The organism is Kribbella sp. NBC_01510 (assembly GCF_045040325.1).
GTDB lineage: Bacteria > Actinomycetota > Actinomycetes > Propionibacteriales > Kribbellaceae > Kribbella.
Window position 1 is genome coordinate 2,875,223 of record NZ_CP109418.1, and the last position, 19,628, is coordinate 2,894,850.

Genomic DNA, 19,628 nt, shown 5'->3' on the forward strand with positions numbered 1-19,628 from the left:
TGCCTCTCCGCCCGGGGCTGCCGGACTCTTCAGGCCTCACTGCTCAGTAATGCGGTGAGCAGCGCGACCGCGCCGCTCTTGTCGAGTGGGTTGTTCTGGTTCCCACACTTGGGCGACTGTACGCACGACGGACATCCGTCCATGCACTCACAGTGTGCAATCGCCTCGCGTGTCGCGGTCAACCACTCGCGCGCCGCGGCGTACCCGTGTTCGGCGAATCCGGCTCCGCCCGGGTGACCGTCGTACACGAAGACGGTGAGGCTCCCGGTGTCGGCATGCCGGGCGGTGGAGACGCCACCGATGTCCCAGCGGTCGCAGGTGGCGAAAAGCGGGAGCAGGCCGATCGACGCGTGCTCGGCCGCGTGCGCCGCTCCGGGTACGTCGGACAGCCCGAGACTCTCGACGATTGCGTCGGGCACGGTCCACCAGACCGCCTTGGTCCGCAGGGTCCGCTCCGGCAGGTCGAGGGGCTGCTCGTCGAGTACGTCGCCAGTCGCGATCAGCTTGCGTTGGTACGAGATCACTTGGCTTGTCACCTGGACCCAGCCGCGCGACAACTCCGCCGTGCCCCAGGTGCAGGTCGCTTCGGTTGCCAGGATGCTGATCTCGGTGACGTCCCGGGCGAAGGTGGTGTAGTCGGGCGACGCCGGCTCGACGACGGCTGCGTGCTCCTCGAGGTCCAGGGTCCTGACCAGATACGACTCACCTGCGTGCACGTAGACAGCGCCCTCGTGGACCGAGGCATGCGCGGAGCCGCCGTCGACAGTGCCGAGCAGCCGACCGGTCTGATCCTCGACGATCTGCACTGTCTTGCCACCGGCCGATCGGATGTCGATGGCATCCACGGCCCGCTCCCGGCGCGTCCAGAACCAGCCGTGCGGTCGTTCGCGGAGCAAACCCTGCCGGACGAGCTGCGCGATCACGGATGGCGTCGTACTGCCGAAGATCTCGTAGTCATCGGAGGTGAGTGGCAGCTCTTGCGCGGCGGCGCACAGCTGCGGACCGAGGACATACGGGTTCTCCGGGTTGAAGACCGTCGCCTCGACCGGGCGTCCGAAGATGGCGGCCGGATGGCGGACCAGATAGGTGTCCAGCGGGTCGTCGCGGGCCACCAGCAAGGCCAGGGCGTCCCCACCGGCTCGGCCGGCGCGCCCTGCCTGCTGCCATAACGACGCCCGGGTGCCAGGCCAACCTGACAGCAGTACGGCGTCCAGTCCGGCGATGTCGATGCCCAACTCCAGAGCGTTGGTTGCCGCGACCCCAGTGAGCTCACCACTCTGCAGCATGCTCTCGAGTCGCCGACGCTCCTCGGGCAGATAGCCCGCCCGGTACGCCGACACTTGCTCTGACAACGCAGGATCCACCTCGACCAGGTTCTCCCGGGCTGTCATCGCGACTGTCTCCGCGCCACGACGAGAGCGCACGAACGCCACAGTCCGCACGCCCGACACGACCAGATCGGTCAGTAGGTCGGCCACCTCCGCCGTGGCAGAACGCCGTACCGGAGCGCCGTTCTCACCGCGCAGTGAGGTCAGAGGTGGTTCCCACAGGCCGAAAGAGATGCCGCCGCGGGGAGAGCCGTCCTCCACCACCTCGACCATCGGCAGACCGGTCAGTCGCTCGCCGGACACCGCCGGCTCGGCCACCGTCGCCGAAGCGCAGACGAAGATCGGATGGGCGCCGTACTGCGCGCAGACTCGACGCAGTCGGCGCAGTACGCCGGCGACATGCGCACCGAAGACGCCGCGATAGTGGTGACACTCGTCGACCACGACGTACTGGAGGCAACCCAGGAAGCGCGCCCAGCGCTGGTGGTTCGGCAGGACCGAGCGGTGCAACATGTCCGGGTTGCTGAGCACGTACGTCGCGTGGTCGCGGGCCCAGTCGCGTTCGGTGCGCTCCGAGTCGCCGTCCAGCGTCGTGGCGCGCAGACCGGGCACTGTGTACGACGAGACCGCGCGGAGCTGGTCGTGCGCCAGAGCTTTGGTCGGGGACAGGTACAGAACCGAGGCCGTCCGCCGATGTGGTGACGCGGCCTGCGCGATGCTCAACGTCGCGAACGAAGGCAGCAGATAGCCGAGGGACTTTCCCGACGCCGTACCGGTTGCGACCACGACATGCCGACCGGAGTACGCCGCTTCCGCAGTGGCGACCTGATGCGTCCAGGGTGTGATGATCCCGGCGTCGGCGAGCTGGCTGAGCACGTCGTCCGGAACCCAGCGCGGCCAAGCACACGTCTGCCCCACCCGGGGTGGCACGGACTCGACATGGGTGAGCCGATCGTCGCGGCCGTTCGCCAAACGCTTGAGTACGGCCGCCGCCTCACCACCCGCACGCATACCGTGAGCCTAGTCCCGGCCACGGACAGCAGCAGCCGGCGTGCACGAGCGGGTGCACACTACAGATGCACGCGGCTTTTTCGGGGTGGAGATCGACTTCGGTCTGACGAGATGAAAGAGTTTTCGGCAACGGCCCTTCTCACGGTCCGTACATGGTTGAATGCAGCAGTTCACGGATCGGAGGCTGAAGTGAGTCTGTCGCTGACCGCGCGCGCCGAGGGCGGGCGGACCGTCATCGAGGCGACGGGTGAGATCGATGTCGAGACCGCGCCGCAGCTCGGCGACAAGATCGCCGCGCTGGTCGACGAGGGTTCCTACGACCTCGTGCTCGACCTGGAACGCGTGGAGTTCCTGGACTCCACCGGTCTCGGTGCGCTCATCGGCGGACTCAAACGGGTGCGTAACCACGACGGCTCGCTGTCCCTTGTCTGCACCCGTGAACGGCTGCTGAAGTTGTTCCGGATCACCGGCCTGAACAAGGTCTTCGACATCCATCCGGACATCGATTCGGCGATCTGACCACAGCGAAAAGGTATCCACCCCACCACGAGGAGTCATCTAGTGTCCCGACACCCGGGTATGGCGTAGACCACCCTGTCGTCAGGTCTGGTCGGATACCCGTTAGAGTGACCCACCGCGCCAGTTCCTGGCGCTGTCGTATTTCCCCAACCCTTCGGTTGCGGCAGATGGGGGCCGTCAAGCCTGGATGGGTTGCCTACAAGGAGGACGGATGTCCGCGCTGCTTGCACCACAAGCGGTGGATCTTTCGTCGAGCAACACCACACTGGTGATCGTCGTCGGAGTGATCGCGATCCTCGCGGTCGCCCTTGCGATGGTCTTCCGGGGCCAGGTGCTTGCCGCGAACGATGGCACCGAGAACATGAAAACGATCGCCGCAGCGGTCCAGGAAGGCGCGGCCGCCTACCTGAACCGGCAGTTCCGGACGTTGTCGGTCTTCGCCGTGGCCGCGTTCCTGTTGCTGTTCCTGCTGCCCGCGCACAGTGACAGTGGCAACGAGACCACGCTGAAGATCTTCCGGTCCGTCTTCTTCCTGGTCGGTGCGGGCTTCTCCGCCCTGATCGGTTACATGGGTATGTGGCTCGCGACGCGTGCCAACGTCCGGGTCGCCGCCGCGGCCCGGGACGAGGGCCGCAACCCGGCGATGCGGGTCGCGTTCCGTACCGGTGGCAGTGTCGGCATGATGACCGTGGGCTTCGGCCTGTTCGGCGCCGCGCTCGTCGTCCTGCTGTTCCAGGGGAACGCCCCGACCGTGCTCGAGGGCTTCGGTTTCGGTGCCGCCCTGCTGGCCATGTTCATGCGGGTCGGGGGCGGTATCTTCACCAAGGCCGCCGACGTCGGCGCCGACCTGGTCGGCAAGGTCGAGCAGAACATCCCCGAGGACGACCCCCGCAACGCGGCGACCATCGCCGACAACGTGGGCGACAACGTCGGTGACTGCGCCGGTATGGCGGCCGACCTGTTCGAGTCGTACGCGGTGATGCTGGTGGCGTCGCTGATCCTGGGCAAGGCTGCCTTCGGTGAGCAGGGCCTGATCTTCCCGCTGATCGTGCCGGCCATCGGTGCCGTCACCGCGGTCATCGGTGTCTTCCTGACCCGCCCGCGGACCGGCGAGAACGGGCTGCGCACGATCAACCGCGCGTTCTACGTCTCCGCCGTGATCTCCGCGATCCTGTGCACGGTGGCCGCATTCGTCTACCTGCCGAGCCATTTCAGGGACCTGACCGGCGCCACCGACGTGATCGCCGCCCACGACGGCGATCCGCGGCTGATCGCCACCGTGTCGGTGATCATCGGCATCGTGCTGGCCGCGATCATCCTGGCCCTGACCGGTTACTTCACCGGCACCGAGGACAAGCCGGTGAAGGACGTCGCCAAGACATCGCTGACCGGCGCCGCGACCGTGATCCTGTCCGGTATCTCGGTCGGCTTCGAGTCCGCCGTCTACACCGCGCTGGTGATCGCGGCCGCCGTGTACGGCGCGTTCCTGGTCGGCGGCTCCGGTGTCGTCGCCCTGTTCGCGATCGCGCTGGCCGGTTGTGGTCTGCTCACCACGGTCGGCGTCATCGTCGCGATGGACACCTTCGGCCCGGTCTCCGACAATGCGCAGGGTATCGCCGAGATGTCGGGTGACGTCGACGGCGAAGCGGCCCAGATCCTGACCGAGCTGGACGCCGTCGGCAACACCACCAAGGCGATCACCAAGGGCATCGCGATCGCGACCGCCGTACTGGCCGCCACCGCGCTGTTCGGCTCCTACACCGACTCGATCTACGCGGTCCTGAACGACGCGGGCGACGCGGCGTTCAACGCGGACGCGCTGGTCTTCGACCCGTCCACCCTGGTCGGTCTGATCATCGGTGCCGCGGTGGTGTTCATGTTCTCCGGCCTGGCCATCAACGCCGTCGGCCGCGCCGCGGGCGCGGTGGTCTACGAGGTACGTCGCCAGTTCCGCGACATCCCCGGGATCATGGAGGGCACCGGCAAGCCGGAGTACGGCAAGGTCGTCGACATCTGCACCCGCGACTCGCTGCGTGAGCTGGCCACCCCGGGTCTGCTCGCGCTGACCGCGCCGATCGCCGTCGGCTTCGGTCTCGGCGCCTCGGCGCTGGCCGGCTACCTGGCCGGTGCGATCGCGTCCGGCACCCTGATGGCGGTCTTCCTGGCCAACTCCGGTGGTGCCTGGGACAACGCGAAGAAGCTGGTCGAGGACGGCAACCACGGCGGCAAGGGTTCGCCCGCGCACGAGGCCACCGTCATCGGTGACACCGTCGGTGACCCGTTCAAGGACACCGCCGGTCCGGCCATCAACCCGCTGATCAAGGTGATGAACCTGGTCTCGCTGCTGATCGCCCCTGCCGTCGTGGGTATGTCGACGATCGGCGAGAACACCAACACCCCGCTGCGGATCGCGATCGCCCTGGTGGCGGTGCTGATCCTGGCCGTGGCCGTCATCGTCTCCAAGCGCCGTGAGTCGGTCATCTCCGACACCCCGGCCGAGGTGAACGCCGCCGCCTGACCGCAGTCGTACGGCGGAACCCGTCGTACACCGATGTAGCTCGAGCGGAACGGCCCGCCGGATCACCCGGCGGGCCGTTCCGCCTTTCTGGTAGTCCCTGGCGGTCGCGGTCAACCAGCCCGAAGTAGCGCCGGCCGTCGACTTTCGGCTGATGCGCCCCGCTGGGTGGATGGGGGATCGTCGGGGTTGTGGTCAGGGCTTTAACCGATGGCAGCGGTCTCCAGCCCGACGGCAGAATCAACCCACGGGTGGACACACCGGATCCGCCCCGGGTCCGATGATCTGGCCCCGTCCGACCTCGATACTGAATGCGACACAGAACGTCCCGACGACCAACTGACGCGCCACCCGAACGAGGAGTACGGCGATGATCGAGGCAAAGGGCCTCACCAAGCGATACGGCGCAACCGTTGCCGTTGACAACCTGTCTTTCGAGGTGAAACCCGGCAAGGTGACCGGCTTCCTCGGCCCGAACGGGGCCGGTAAGTCGACCACCATGCGGATGATCCTCGGCCTGGACGCCCCCACCGCCGGCGAGGTCACCATCGACGGCCAGCGCTACCGCGACCTGCACCGGCCGCTGACCAAGGTCGGCGCGCTGCTGGACGCGAAGTGGGTGCACCCGAACCGGTCCGCCCGGGCCCACCTGGCCTGGATGGCCGCGTCCAACAAGTTGCCGAAGGACTCCGTCGACAAGGTCCTGGAGATGGTCGGCCTGACCGCGGTCGCCGGCAAGCGGGCCGGCGCCTACTCGCTGGGTATGTCGCAGCGGCTCGGCATCGCCGGCGCCCTGCTCGGCGACCCGGAGGTGCTGCTCTTCGACGAGCCGGTCAACGGCCTCGACCCGGAGGGCATCGTCTGGATCCGCACCTTCATGCACCGGCTGGCCGACGAGGGCAAGACCATCCTGGTGTCCAGCCACCTGCTGTCCGAGATGGCGCTCACCGCCGAGGAACTGATCGTCATCGGCCGCGGCAAGCTGATCGCGCAGAGCACCACCCAGGAGTTCGTCGACCGCGCCAGCGGTACGACGGTCAAGGTGCGGACGCCGCAGCTCGACCAGTTGGCCGGCGTACTGCACCAGCAGCAGTTGGTCACCCGGATCGAGGACATCGAGAACGAGGGCAAGGTCCTGTTCGTCGAGGGCGACCTGACCACCGACCACGTCGGTGAGGCGGCCGCTGCGCACGGCATCGTGCTGCACGAGCTGACCCTGCAGCGCGGCTCGCTGGAGCAGGCCTTCATGCAGATGACCGGCGACTCGGTCGAGTACCACGCGCACGACGAGATCGCTGCGGTGACCCAGCTGGACGCGCCCACCGCCACCGAGGTGGCCGCAGGTCCGAAGGAGGACAACTGACATGTCGGTGATCACAGTCGAGCGGATCAAGCTCTTCTCCACCCGTTCGCCGTGGTGGTGCATGGTCATCGCGGCCTTCCTGACCGTCGGCTTCGCGGCGCTGACCACCGGCTTCCTCAAGGGTGCCGACGAGCAGCAGGCGACGATCTTCATCACCCAGCCGGGCGCCCAGCTCAGCCAGATGGTGATGATGGTGATGGCCGCGCTGGCCGTCACCACGGAGTACCGGTTCGGCACCATCCGGACCAGCTTCCAGGCTGTCCCGCAGCGCGCCGCGCTGCTGCTCGGCAAGACCGCCGTGGTCGCCTTCCTGGCGGCCGTCGTCGGCCTGATCGCGTCGTTCGGCGCCTGGGGCGTCGGCAGCCTGTTCGCGAGCACCGCCGACCTTTCCATCAACACCGGTGCCGAGTGGCGGCTGCTGGCCGGACAGGGCCTGGTCTTCGCGATCTCCGCGGTGATCGCGGTGGCGGTCGGCATCCTGATCCGGCAGAGCGCCGGCGCGATCGCGATCCTGATCCTCTGGCCGCTCCTGGTCGAGAACCTGGTCACCCTGATCCCCAAGGTCGGCGACGACCTGGCCAAGTGGGCGCCGTTCGCGAACGGCAGCTCGTTCCTGAACCAGGGCCAGGACTTCGGCCTGGCCGGCCAGAACGCGGGCGACCAGTACGCGCTCGGCCCCTGGTGGGCACTGCTGTACTTCGCCGGCTGGGCGGCCGCACTGATGACGATCGCCCTGGTCACGGCGAGCAAGCGCGACGCCTGATGCAGACCACCCCGGCTGAGGTTGAGGGGCCCTGGCCGGGGCGTGGGGCCCGGCCGGGCTGAGGGGTCCTGGTCGCTACGCGGCCCGTGGAACGTCTGGGAGACCGGACGCGCCACGGGCCGTTTCCCTGTGTCGGGCGGCGTACCTGGGCATGGGGTAGCGGGTGGCCTGGGGAAGCGTCTACCGTGCCGCGCATGACCGACTGGGCGCAGGTAAGAGAAGACGGGTACCCGGTTCCGGGTGATCGTCCGGTGGACGAGCTGGTCGCGGAGCTGACCGGCATGCTGCGGTCGCCGGATCCGCTGGTGCGGGACAGGCAGGCGTACTCCGTACTCGCCACCTGGATCGGCCGTGGTGTGCTCTCCACCCAGCAGTTGCGCGCCCTGGGCGACGAGATGGTTCCGAGGTTCGGCGACAGCGAGATCCAGGCCCGGACCTTCGCCCCACTGATCCTGGACGCGATCGTCTCCGCCGGTGTCTTCGAGGCGAGCTGGGTGCCGCCGTACGAGCGCTGGTACGTCGCCGAGGAGGACCTGCGCGGGTACGACGCCAAACTCGGCTGGCTGCACGCCGTCGCGCACGGCGCCGACCTGCTCGGCACCCTCGGACTGCACCCGGCGGTCGAACCCGTCCAGATGCTCCGCCTCGGCATCGGCCGCCTGCTCACGCCCACGCCGTACGTCCTGCGCGACATGGAAGACGACCGCCTCGGCTACGCCCTGGCCGTGACTCTGACCCGCCCGGACCTGACCGACTCGGACGCCACCGAGTGGCTGGACCCGGCGCTGCGGGCGTTCGCGACCCCGCCCGCGGAAGGCATCACCCCTGAGGTGACCAACACCATCCGCACCCTGCGAGCTCTCTACCTGCTCGTCGACCATGGTCTTCGGCTGCCCGGCGTTCAGGACGTTGCCCACATCCCACAGCGGGATCAGGTGAAGGCGAAGATCACCGAGGTCATCCGCATGGTGACGCCGTACTACCTTTGAGAGACAGGGCAACAGACCACCGGTGGTCGGCGCATCCTACTTTCGGCTGTGATTTCCCTGAAGTGACCCTGATGTACGGCGTGCCGTGGTCCAGGGCGGTGTACAGGTGGTTTCCGGTGGCTGCGGGGATCTCGTCTGTGACAAGGTCTGTGCTGGCAGAACCATGGACCCCTCCCATGGTGGTGCCAACGCCATTACCGAAGTAGTGCCAACACCATTAGATCTGGTCCTTGGCAACGTTAGCTTTTAGGTGACGAAAGCCGTCGGGGGCAGCAGTTTCAGAGAGGGCGCGTGGAAGTCATGGTTGCGACATACCTGAAGAGATGGGTCGGCAACCGGATCTTGAGCAGGACCACCCGCAGGGGTGGTCTCGACCTGTCCAAGATGCGGATGATCCCGAGCTCGGTCTCGATGCCGCTGCGCCGGGAGGGCGTGGACCCGGTGCCGGTGCTGGCACAGGTGCGCGAGACCGAGCCGGTGCACAAACTGGCCCACCTGTTCGGACTCAACGTGTGGGTGGTCAGCGGTCACGCCGAGGCGAAGTCCGTGCTCGCCGACACCACGAACTTCAGCAACGACATCCGGCCGCTGGTCGGCTCGGACCCGAACAAGCCGTCGGAGGGCATCGGCGGTCTCGGGTTCACCGATCCGCCGGACCACACCCGGCTCCGCAAGCTGCTGACGCCCGAGTTCACCAAGCGCCGGCTGGCCCGGCTGGAGCCGGCGATCGAGAAGATCGTCAACGACCAGCTGGACCTGATGGAGGCGAAGGGACCGGTCGCCGACATCGTCTCGGACTTCGCCTTCAACGTGCCGTTCCTGCTGATCGCGGACCTGCTCGGCGTCGAGGAGTCCGATCGGGACCGTTTCCGTGCGCTCGGGCCGGCCCGGTTCGACCTGTCCGGCGGTGGGATCGGGGTGTTCGGGTCGGCTTCGGAGTCGCGGGACTTCCTGTTCGAGATCGTCCGCAAGCAGCGGGCGAACCCCGGCGACGGGCTGATCGGGTCGATCATCCGCGAGCAGGGCGACGCGATCGACGACATCGAGCTCGGCGGTCTCGCGGACGGGGTGTTCCTGGGTGGGTACGAGACGTCCGCGAGCATGCTGGCGCTCGGCACGCTGGTGCTGCTGCGCGATCCGGAGAACTTCGAACGGATCCGGAACGAGCCGGGCGCCGTCGACGGGATCGTCGAGGAGCTGCTGCGGTATCTGACCGTGGTGCAGGTGGCGTTTCCGCGGTTCGCGCGGCACGACCAGGAGCTGTTCGGCCAGCAGGTGAAGAAGGGCGACCTGGTCGCGGTGTCGCTGTCCGGCGCCGACCGGGACAAGCAGGTGTTCGGCGACGACGCCGAGGACTTCTACCCACGCCGTACGGTGTCGTCCGCGCACCTCGCGTTCGGTCACGGCATGCACCGCTGCGTCGGCGCCGAACTGGCGCGGATGGAGCTCCGCGCCGCCTTCACGGCCCTCGCACACCGCTTCCCCGACCTGTGCCTCGCCGTCCCCGAGGAACAACTCCGCTTCCGCGACTTCTCCATCGTCTACGGCGTCGAGACCCTCCCCGTCCAACTCCACGCCAGCCCCGCCGAACAAGCTGCCGGCTGAGCGGTCAGGCGTTCAGGCGTTCAGGCGTTCAGGCGTTCAGGCCGAAGCGTTCTGCGAAGGCTGAGAGGTCGTCCAGGGTGGGCGGGCTGACGACCAGGCGGGTGACGCCTTGTGCCTCGTACGCCGCGACCGATTGCGGGGTCAGGTCGGTGGAGGCCCAGCGGGTGTACTCGAGGTCGTCGCGGCCGGACGTCGTACGGGCGAGGTCCCACTGGGCGGTGCGTTCAGCAGGCAGGAGCGCGCCGCCGGGGAAGTAGCCGTCGCCGCGCAGGCCGGCGCGGCGAGCCGCGGCGCGGGACGAGCCGCCGATGTGGATCGGGAGCGGCGCGAGCGGCTGAGGGAAGCTGCACAAACCCTCGAAGGCGAAGAACTCGCCGGTGTGACTCACGCCGTCCGCGTCCCCTGACCACAGCAGCCGCAGTACGTCGATCGCCTCGTCGGTACGACGGCCACGGGTCGAGAAATCCACGCCCATCGCCTCGGCCTCGCCCGGCAGACTGCCCAGACCAACGCTCAGCAACCGCATCCGGCCCTTCGACAACCCGTCGATCGTCGCGAGCCGCTTCGCCAGCACGACCGGATGGTGATACGGCAGCAGCAACACCGCGGTCCCCAGCAGGAGCCGCTCGGTCGCGGCCGCGACGAACGCGAGCAGGTCGAGTGGATCGGCGTACGGCAACGTGGTCGGCATCTCCACGCTGCCGAAGGTCGCGCCCCGATAGAGCGTCACGTGCTCAGGGACGTACAAACCCTCGAAACCACAAGCCTCGGCCCGCTGCGCGTACCCGACCAGCTTGTCCGGATCCATCCCGTAGAACGGCGTGCTGTAGCTCACGGCGAATTTCATCCCGCGACCCTAAAACCCTGCCCTTGGGGTCAAGGCAAATCGGAACTGGTGGTTCTCGAGAGTAGTGCTGAGATGGCACTAGGTGGTCGTTGGCCGGATCGGGTCGTGACAGAGGTGGGGGTGGGTGGTCACAATGGGCGGTCCGGCCCGAGGTGCGGGTGACGGGAACAGGGGAAGGCCGTCGGCGGGTATGGGTAGTGGCGAGATGTCGACGGGTGATGCGCTGACCGTCCGGATCGCCGCTGCGATGACAGCGGCCCAGTCCGGTGGGCATGCGACCGCGGCAGCCGAGATCGAGGCGGTCCGGTCCGAGCTGGGTGGGGTGCCGAGCTACCAGCTCGCCGCCGCGGAGTACGTGCGCGGCGTCACGGCCCACCACGCGAGTGACGCCGACGAGGCCCTGCGTGCGGTCGACGACTGCATCGCGGTCGCGAAGGCGATCGACGAGCCCGGCTGGGAAGCGAACGCGCTGCCGATCCGGATCATCAACCTGGCCCGCAGCGGCCGCGGTGGCGACACCGTCAACGACCTGGTCGCGGCCGAGTACGCCCTCGACAGGACGAAGGACGCCGGCCTGACCGCCTGGGCCCACACCGGTCTCGGCTACGCGTACGACGTTCTGAGACTTTTCGAACTGTGCATTCCGCATTACGAGCTGGCCGCTCAGCTCGACGACGACGTGTTCGAGCTGGCCGAGTCGCTGGCGATCGACCGGCTCAACCTGGCCGAGACGTATCTGCGCTGGGCCCACGAACTCGAGCGGCTCGGTGATCCGTCGTACGGCCGGGAGATCCAGGATCGGCTCGCCTCGGCGGCGTACTGGTCGCGGGAGGCGGAGCGCGTGATCGTCGACGACGAGAGCCAGGAGTTCTGGCGACTGTCGGCCCGGCTGTGGCTCGCGGCGGCTGCCACGGAAGCGGATCCGGCCGCGGCGGTCACCGAGCTGACCGAGTGCCGCGACCAGATCAGCAAGCTGGGTGAGACCGAGCGCGTCGCGATCGCCGGCGCCTACCTGGCCAGAGCCCTGCACGCCGATGGCAAACCCGAGGAAGCGCGAGCCGCGGCGGACCGGGCCGCGGATGACTTGATTCCGTTGGCCGATCCGTCGACGCATGTGCTCGTGCTGCAGACCAGAGCGGAGATCGCGGCGGCCGTCGGCGGTCCGGGAGCCCAGGCCGGCTTGGAGTACGCGCGCTCGGTGGCCCGGGGCTGGTGGAAGGAGCGGCAGCGGGCGCTGAACGCCGTACGGCACGCGCTTGCCACGCATGATCTGTCCGCGCGGCACGATGCCGAGTGGCATGCGGCGCGGCACGATCCGCTGACCGGCGTGGGGAATCGGCGCGCCCTCGACGAGCGGCTCACCGCGGACCGGGACTCGGGGCGCGCGGTGACCCTGCTCGCGATCGACGTCGACGACCTGAAGCTGGTCAACGACACGTATGGGCACGCCTGTGGGGACGAATTGCTGCAGGTTGTTGCAAATCTCCTGGTAGAACAGGCGCGAGCGACCGATGCCGTGATTCGATCGGGAGGCGATGAGTTCTTCGTGGTGCTCGACCAGCCGGACGCCAAGGGTGGTGCGCAGTTGGCCGAGCGGATCCGGACCGCGGTCGCCGCGATCGGGGCGGCGACGGACAAGCCCTGGCTGGGGCGGCTCGGGTTGAGCATCGGGTACGCCGCGACCGCGGAAGGCGTCGGTGTGGATCAGTTGGTCGCCACGGCGGATCGGCGCTTGTACGGGGACAAGCGCCACAAGATGATTTACGGGCAGACGCGGCACGAGTGAGGCACTCAGGGGAGGTGTGGTGCGCGAGACGTCGGGGGTGACGGCACGGATCGCGGCGGCGATGACGCTGGCCCAGTCGGGCGGTCCGGCCGAGGCCGCGCTCGAGATCAACGCGCTGCTGACCGAGCTCGGGCCGGAGCCCAGCCATCAGCGGGCCGCGGCCGAGTATGTGCGGGCCGTCGCGGCGCATCACGCCACCGACGCGGTCGAGGCGCTGGACGCCGTCGAAGGTTGCATCCGGGTCGCCCGCGCGATCGACGAGCCCGGCTGGGAGGCGAACGCGATCGCGATCCGGATCGTCACGCTGATCCGCACCGGCGAGGGCGGCGACTCGGTCGCGGACCTGGTCGCCGCGGAGAACGCGCTCTCGCGGACCCGCGACCTCGGGCTGGCCGGCTGGGCGCACACCGGCCTCGGCTACGCCTACGACCTGCTCAGGTTGTACGAGCTGTGCGTCCCGCACTTCGAGCTCGCCGCGGAAGGCGATCACGATCCCCTCGGGCTGGCCGAGGCGCCCGCGATCAACCGGCTCAATCTGGCCGAGTCCAACCTGCGCTGGGCGCACGAACTCGAGCGCCTGGGCGACACGTCGTACGACGAGGAGATCCGCGAGCGGAGGCGGTCCGCGCACAAGTGGGCGGGTGAGGCGGTCGAGGTGATCGTCCGTGCCGACCTGCTCGGGTACTGGCCGATCGCCGGAAGGCTGTGGCTGGCCGCCAGCAACGACCAGACCGACGCTGCCGAGGCCGCGGTGATCCTCAAGGACTGCAGGGACCAGCTGGCCAAGCTGGGCGACCTGGAGCTCGCTGCGATCGCGGGAGCGTATCTGGCGAAGGCGTACGCCACCATCGGACGGCTCGACGACGCCATGGAGGCTGCGCACCGAGCCGGGAGCGACCTGCCACCCACATCCGATCCGCCGGTCGAGGCACTGATCCGGCACACGACTGTGCTGATCGTGGCGGAGTCAGGCGATCCGGGAGCGGTGGCTGGGCTGCAGTACGCGCGGGCGATCACCAGAGGCTGGTGGGCGGAGCGGTTGCGTGGTCTGTACGCCGTACGCAGCGCATTGGCCAACCATGAGCTCTCGATCCGGCATGACGCGGAGTGGCGGGCCGCACGGGAGGATCCGCTGACCGGTGTGGGCAATCGCCGCGCGCTGGACGAGCGGATGTCGGTCGCGCACGACGCCGGGCGGTCCGTGGCGGTGATCGCGATCGACGTGGACAACCTCAAGGTGATCAACGACAGCTACGGGCACGCCTGCGGAGACGACGTACTGCGTCGTGTCGGGCAACTGCTGTCCGAGCAGTGCCGGGCCGAGGACGTGGTGGCGCGGGCCGGTGGGGACGAGTTCGTCGTCGTACTGGACAAGCCGGACGAGCGTGGTTCGCGGGAGCTGGTGGAGCGGATCAAGGCCGCGGCGGAGCGGGAGGCGGCGCTGGCCCGGGAGCCGTGGTTCGCCATGCTGCGGCTCAGCATCGGCCAGGCGAGCAGCACCGACGGTACGCCGGTGGCCGACCTGCTGACCGAGGCCGATCGGCGCATGTACGCCGAGAAGCGCCGGCGCCGTCAGTAGTCCAGAAAGCCTTCCACGACAAGGCGTCTGATCGCCGGCAGGTACTCGCGGTATACATCCTGCAATGGACGATCGAGCAGGTCGGCGAGTGCGCCCAGGATCTGCCCGACACTCAGGTCGCCGTCGCACGCGCCGACGAAGCCGGCCAGCACGGTGTCCGCCTGTTCCGCCCGCCGCATCCCACGCTGCCGCCGGAGCACGATCGTGGCGGGGTCCTCGGCACCCGGCTGACCGCTCGTCTCCTGGACCACGTCCTCCGCCAGCACCAGGTGCAGGCCGATGAGGTCGTCCGGCAACCCCTCCGCCCGCTCGAACCGGCGCAGTACGTGCGGACCGATCGGCCGCTCGATCTCGTACGGCCAGGCCTCGGCCTCGAGCGTGCCTTCCACGTTGTGCACGGTGATCCAGCCCATGCCGATCGCCTCGACCTCTTGCTCGTCGAGCCAGCGCATCCATTCGTCGTACCGGGCCGTGTACTGCGGGGACCCGTGCAGACCGGCGTCACGCAGCCAGAGTTCGACGTACTCGGACGGGTCGAGCTGCTCGCGCTGCACCGCCCACGCGGACCGGTCACCCGTCCAGCCGGCGATCTGGTCCTGCCAGTCCTCGCCGCGCACGCAGGTCCAGTTGGCGAGCAGTTGGCACCAGCCACCCTCGGTCAGGTGGTACGGCGCCTGCCGCACGAGTTGCTCTACGACGGCATCACCGGCGAACCCGGTCTCGCGGTAGGTCAGCCCGCCACCGGGTGGCGAGATCACGTACGGCGGGTTGCTCACGATCAGGTCGAACCGCTCGCCGCTGACCGGCTCGTACAGACTGCCTTCGCGGACGTCGAGGTCGATCCGGTTCAGCGCGGCCGTCCACCGGGCCAGCTGGAGCGCTCGCGGGTTGACGTCGGTGGCGACGAGTTGGTTGACCCGGTCGGCCAGGTGCAGCGACTGGATCCCGCAGCCGGTGCCGACGTCCAGCGCTCGCTCGGCTTTGATCGGCACGGTCAGGTGGATCAGGCTCAGGCTGGCCGGCGCGATCCCGAGCACGTAGTCCGACCGCATCGGCTCCCGCCGCCCGTCGAGCCCGGGCGTCAGGTCGGCGATCACCCACCACTGCCGGTCGTCCTCCGCGAACGGCCGGATGTCCAGGACGGCCCGCGCTTCCCCGGCGCTGACCTTGATGATGCCAAGAGCAACCAAATCCAGGCCCGGAATCGCCTGTGTGACAAGGGATTCCGGTACGGCGTGTTGCAGCAGGAACAACCGGATCATCGTGTCCAGCTCGTCACCGCCGCCGGTGCGCCGGCCCGCAAGAGTCGTCTCGTTGCGGGCGAGCGCCCCGTTGGCCTGGGGACCCAGCCGGTCGGCCACACCGTCCACCGTGTATCCAGCTGCCGTGAACGCCCGCCGCAGCGCGTCCACATCCGTCCCCGTCAGCTCACTCACACCCCCATCCTCGCACCCACCCCCGCCACCCCACCCATCAGCGCGAACCCTCCGACTCGGGGGTCATCCCCCGAGTCGGAGGGTTGCCCACTGAGAATCTGAGGGGGCAACCCCAGATCTCAGTGGGCAAGGTCCGGCGATTATGGGTTGCAGGTCACCTTGGCGTCCGCCCAGTCGGCGTGATCGCTGGTGATGCCGTCGCCGCCGTCGGTGACCTGCAGGGTGAGGGTCTGGCCGCCGGCCACGTTCACCGAGACGTCCGCGGTGGGCGACGTACCGGTGAGGAGATCCGAGGTGTACTTGGCGACCCCGTCGACCAGGACCTTGAAGCTGACCTTGCCGCGGTCCTCCATCTCGTCGTCCACCCCGACCTTGGCGGTGAAGGTGGTGCAGTTGCCGCCGAGCCGCACGCTGGCCGACGACGGCGCGTGGGTGCCGAGGCCCTTCGCGTACTGCACGCCGTCGAGAGTGATCGGGCCGCCGTCACCGGCACCGTCCTCGCCGTTGCTGTGATCCCGCTCGACAGGTCCCCAGCCGTTCGTCGAGTCGAGGAACTCCAGGTCGCTCACCCACTGCTCGCCAGTAGGTGCCGGCGGCAACGGTTTGTCGGCGATCGTGGCGGCGAAGAAGCCCAGCCCGCCGCCGGGCAGTTTGATCGCCTTGACCGTCTTCCCCGGATCGAGCGGTACGGCGGTATAGAAGACCCGGTAGTCGGTCGTGGTGTTGCTCAGACCCGCTGGTGTGTAGCGGCCCTTCACCGACACCGCGAGTTTGGCGCCACCGGTCGCCGGGTCCTGGCAGCACCAGTTCGGTAGCTGGAACGTGCCCTGGGACTCGGAGCCGTCGGTGTAGATGATCGTCACCGTGCCGCGGGCGTTGAGACTCGCGCCCGCACCCAGCAGCGCGAGGTGCGTACCGGTGCCGGAGACCAGGATCGGGGCCGGCTGGTTCTTCACCAGGTTGGGCGTTCCGGGCGCTCCGGTCGGCCAGGTGAACTGCGCGTCCTGGACGGTGACCGTGGCACCCGGGGTGTAGCCGGCCGTGGCGAGCGCTTCGCCGTTGTAGCTGTCGCCGGATCCGTCGAAGTTGCCCTGGGCATAGGTTGCCGCGTCGCTGATCCCGACGACATTCGCCGCCTGGGACAAGGAGGCATACGGCAACTGCGCCGTTGCCACCGCACTGTTGGTGTAGCTCTTGCCCTGGGCAACATAGCTGGCTTTCAGCTCCAGCGTGAAGCTCGCGGGTTTGACGTCGGCTGCCGGGGTGACCTGCAGCTTGGTCGTGACCGTCTTGCCCGGAGCTACGCCGGCAAAGGTGTTCGAGCCGGTGACAGTCCAGCCGCTGGGGACCTGGACGTCGAGGCGCACGTCGCGGGCGGTCGTCGTGGTCCCGTTGCGGAAGGCGGCGCTCACCTCGGTGGCCTGCCCCGGAGCGTTCCACAGCGAGGGAGTGGTGAGCTCCGGAGTGCCGAAGGTGTTGGTGACCGTGCTGCCACCGCCGACCGAGGAGGTGTCGGCGAGCCGGACGACCGCGGTGTGTGCGGTCGAGATCGGTGGGGTGTCGATCCGGACGACGCCGTTCTCGTAGCTCCAGCTGGTTCGGCGTCCGTCGACCGTGACCTCACGCGGCGCGGTGCCGGTGTGGACGGTGAGCTCGTACGGACGGGTCGCCGGCTTGCCGGTGTACGAGCCGACGCTGGCGCCGATCTTCACGGTCACGTCGCCACGGGACTGCGTCGGCGCGTCCACCGCGAAGGTTTGCTGAGCCGACTTGGTCGAGCGGGTGACGCGGTCGTCCTCGTAGAGCGAGAAGGACGATTTGCCCTGCGGATAGATGTCGACCGAGAGCCGGTCGCCGAAGCCCTGCTCGGCGGCGTTGTTGATCCCGGCCTTCCACATCGGCACGACCGCTCCGGCCTTCACGAACAGCGGCAGTGTGTCGAGTGCGGCGTGGTAGCCGTTCACCGTGGTCGGGCCCTGGTAGACCCGGCCGGTCCAGTAGTCGATCCACTGGCCCTTGGGCAGGTAGATGCCGTTCTTCACCTCGTCGGCGCCCCACATCGGTGCGACGAGGAACTCCTTGCCGGCCAGGAACTCGTACTTCGTGGTGTCGTCCCAGGTCTTCGGGTCGTCCGGGTACTCCAGCACCAGTGAGCGGTTGAGAGGTGCTCCGGTCCGGTGCGCCTCAGCGGCGTACGTGTAGAAGTACGGGAGCAGGCGCTCGCGAAGCTTGAGGTATTTGCGGTTGATCGAGGTGTAGGGATCGCCGTACGCCCACGGCTGCTTGTACGCCGGGGTGGACCAGCCGGACATGGTCATGAAGGCGGGGTTGAACACCTTCCACTGCATGTCCCGGACGTACGACGTGGCCGAGCCGCCGAAGATGCCGTCGACGTCACCGGCGCTGTAGGCGATACCGGAGTTGCCGGAGCCGGTGATTGCGGGGATCTGCCACTTGATCGCGTCCAGCGAACCACTGTGGTCGCCGGTCCACTGCACCGCACACCGCTGCGCGCCGGCCCAGCCCTCCACCATCCAGGCGAAACCACGAGCGTTGCTGTACTGCTCGATGCCGTTGTGCGCGGTGTCGCAGGCACTCAGCGCGTAGCGGTAGCCAGGGCCGACCCAGGCGACGTCCAGCTTGCGTACGCGAACCCCTGCCTCGCCGACCTCGGCCGGCTGCCGGTCCAGCGAGGACTGCGTCCACAGACCCATCTGGAGGTTGCGCTGCCGCAGTTCGTCACCGGTCTGCTTGAGTGCGGGGATGTCGCGCTTGCCCCACCACGTGCCGTCGACCTGCTCGGAGTCTGTGTTGGCGGAGTAGCCGCAGCCGTAGTCGTCGTTGACCAGCATCCAGCCGCCAGGCATGTCCTCGTCCTTGAACCGCTGAGCCACCTTCACCGCGTCCAGCGTGGTCACCTTGTCCGGGTTGACCTTCCAGTCGTTGCTCGGATCGGGGTCCGTCCCGTAGTGACCGCGGTTGTAGCAGTCGGAGTCGCCGTACTCGAGTCCGTAGATGGGCGGCATGAACGGGCGGCCGGTGAGCTCGGTGTAGCGGTCCAGCGAGGTCTTGAGGTCGCCGACGAAGTAGTACGCGTCGAACCGCTGCTCGTCGTGCGTAGTGACCACGGGGCTGGTGAAGCTGTAGCTGCCCGGGCTGAACGTGTTCCGCAGTACGCCGTACCCCGCGGTGCTCATGTAGTACGGCGAGGCGTTCGGGTTGCCGCCATCCTCCCAGTTGAAGTCGGCGGAGATCTTGATGGTCTGGTCGCGGTGCGAGAAGCGGCCGTTCTGCATGCCGCCGCCGAAGAACTGCTCGTTCGGGCCGCGGCCGAGCGACTGGGTGGTCGACGTGTCGTTCCAGGACAGCGGGGCGGTCTCGGCCCAGACCAGCTGGCCGTTCGTCCGATAGAGGGAGAACTTCAGCGGCGACTTCTGCGCGCGGACCTCGACCTTGCCGGTCGTCAGCGAGTAGTAGGAGCCGCGGTCCCGCCAGTCCGTGTGCGGGGTGCCGTAGTCGGTCTTGGTGACGATGGTCGACGCCGGTGCGTTCGGATCGGTGGGCGGCGTACTGGCCGGGTCGGTGAAGTTCCCGTCCGGCGCCAGCCAGAGCCGGAAGACGTCGTCCTTCAGGAAGACCACGCGCACCTTCGCCGCGCCGGCGCTGAGGGTGTACGTCGCCTTGTCGGCGGAGAACCCGGTCACGTCACCGAGCGTGGTGTCGCCGGCCGCGGTTTGGGCGGTCGCGGGCCCGCCGTTGACCAGGACGCCGGTGATCACGGCCATGGCGGCGGCCGCGACGACTACTGAACGTTTCATGCGGACAAAGATGCTCACGAGTGCCTCACTTCACGCATCAATGAACAAGATGCGGTCATTGAAGCGCAG

Annotated in this window: 12 protein-coding genes; 8 read left to right on the forward strand and 4 right to left on the reverse strand. The window is 68.4% G+C overall.

Features of this window, described 5'->3' with window-relative positions; translation table 11 throughout:
* Positions 1–29: 29 nt before the first annotated feature.
* Positions 30–2,339, reverse strand: a complete 2,310-nt coding sequence (locus tag OG558_RS14350) for a DEAD/DEAH box helicase (RefSeq protein WP_405070692.1) — start codon at positions 2,337–2,339, stop codon at positions 30–32.
* 189 nt (positions 2,340–2,528) lie between these two features.
* Between OG558_RS14350 and OG558_RS14355 the strand changes: the two genes are divergently transcribed.
* The 6 genes from OG558_RS14355 to OG558_RS14380 all read left to right on the forward strand — a co-directional run bounded on the left by OG558_RS14355 (position 2,529) and on the right by OG558_RS14380 (position 10,093).
* On the forward strand, positions 2,529–2,858 hold the full coding sequence (locus tag OG558_RS14355; protein WP_328525414.1) for an STAS domain-containing protein: 330 nt from the start codon (positions 2,529–2,531) through the stop codon (positions 2,856–2,858).
* 211 nt (positions 2,859–3,069) lie between these two features.
* Complete coding sequence (locus OG558_RS14360) at positions 3,070–5,376, forward strand: sodium-translocating pyrophosphatase (RefSeq protein ID WP_329483724.1); 2,307 nt, start codon at positions 3,070–3,072, stop codon at positions 5,374–5,376.
* Between the two features lie 367 nt (positions 5,377–5,743).
* Entirely contained in the window at positions 5,744–6,736 is a 993-nt protein-coding gene (locus OG558_RS14365) for an ABC transporter ATP-binding protein (RefSeq protein WP_405070694.1), read from the forward strand.
* A gap of 1 nt (position 6,737) precedes the next feature.
* Entirely contained in the window at positions 6,738–7,499 is a 762-nt protein-coding gene (locus OG558_RS14370; protein WP_329483726.1) for an ABC transporter permease, read from the forward strand.
* A gap of 194 nt (positions 7,500–7,693) precedes the next feature.
* On the forward strand, positions 7,694–8,488 hold the full coding sequence (locus tag OG558_RS14375; protein ID WP_405070696.1) for a DUF2785 domain-containing protein: 795 nt from the start codon (positions 7,694–7,696) through the stop codon (positions 8,486–8,488).
* 300 nt (positions 8,489–8,788) lie between these two features.
* Positions 8,789–10,093, forward strand: a complete 1,305-nt coding sequence (locus OG558_RS14380; protein ID WP_405072163.1) for a cytochrome P450 — start codon at positions 8,789–8,791, stop codon at positions 10,091–10,093.
* Positions 10,094–10,121: 28 nt separating this feature from the next.
* On the opposite strand, the gene OG558_RS14385 is transcribed toward OG558_RS14380, so the two are convergent.
* Entirely contained in the window at positions 10,122–10,940 is an 819-nt protein-coding gene (locus OG558_RS14385; RefSeq protein WP_405070697.1) for a TIGR03619 family F420-dependent LLM class oxidoreductase, read from the reverse strand.
* Positions 10,941–11,145: 205 nt separating this feature from the next.
* Between OG558_RS14385 and OG558_RS14390 the strand changes: the two genes are divergently transcribed.
* Together OG558_RS14390 and OG558_RS14395 are read left to right on the forward strand one after the other, a co-directional pair.
* On the forward strand, positions 11,146–12,726 hold the full coding sequence (locus OG558_RS14390; RefSeq protein ID WP_405070698.1) for a diguanylate cyclase domain-containing protein: 1,581 nt from the start codon (positions 11,146–11,148) through the stop codon (positions 12,724–12,726).
* 19 nt (positions 12,727–12,745) lie between these two features.
* On the forward strand, positions 12,746–14,305 hold the full coding sequence (locus OG558_RS14395) for a diguanylate cyclase (protein ID WP_405070699.1): 1,560 nt from the start codon (positions 12,746–12,748) through the stop codon (positions 14,303–14,305).
* Here the strand turns inward: OG558_RS14395 and OG558_RS14400 are convergent.
* Complete coding sequence (locus OG558_RS14400; RefSeq protein ID WP_405070700.1) at positions 14,299–15,741, reverse strand: methyltransferase; 1,443 nt, start codon at positions 15,739–15,741, stop codon at positions 14,299–14,301. The genes OG558_RS14395 and OG558_RS14400 overlap by 7 nt on opposite strands.
* 140 nt (positions 15,742–15,881) lie before the next feature.
* A complete protein-coding gene (locus tag OG558_RS14405) occupies positions 15,882–19,559 on the reverse strand; it encodes an NPCBM/NEW2 domain-containing protein (protein ID WP_405070701.1) in 3,678 nt (1,225 codons plus the stop codon).
* Positions 19,560–19,628: the final 69 nt, after the last annotated feature.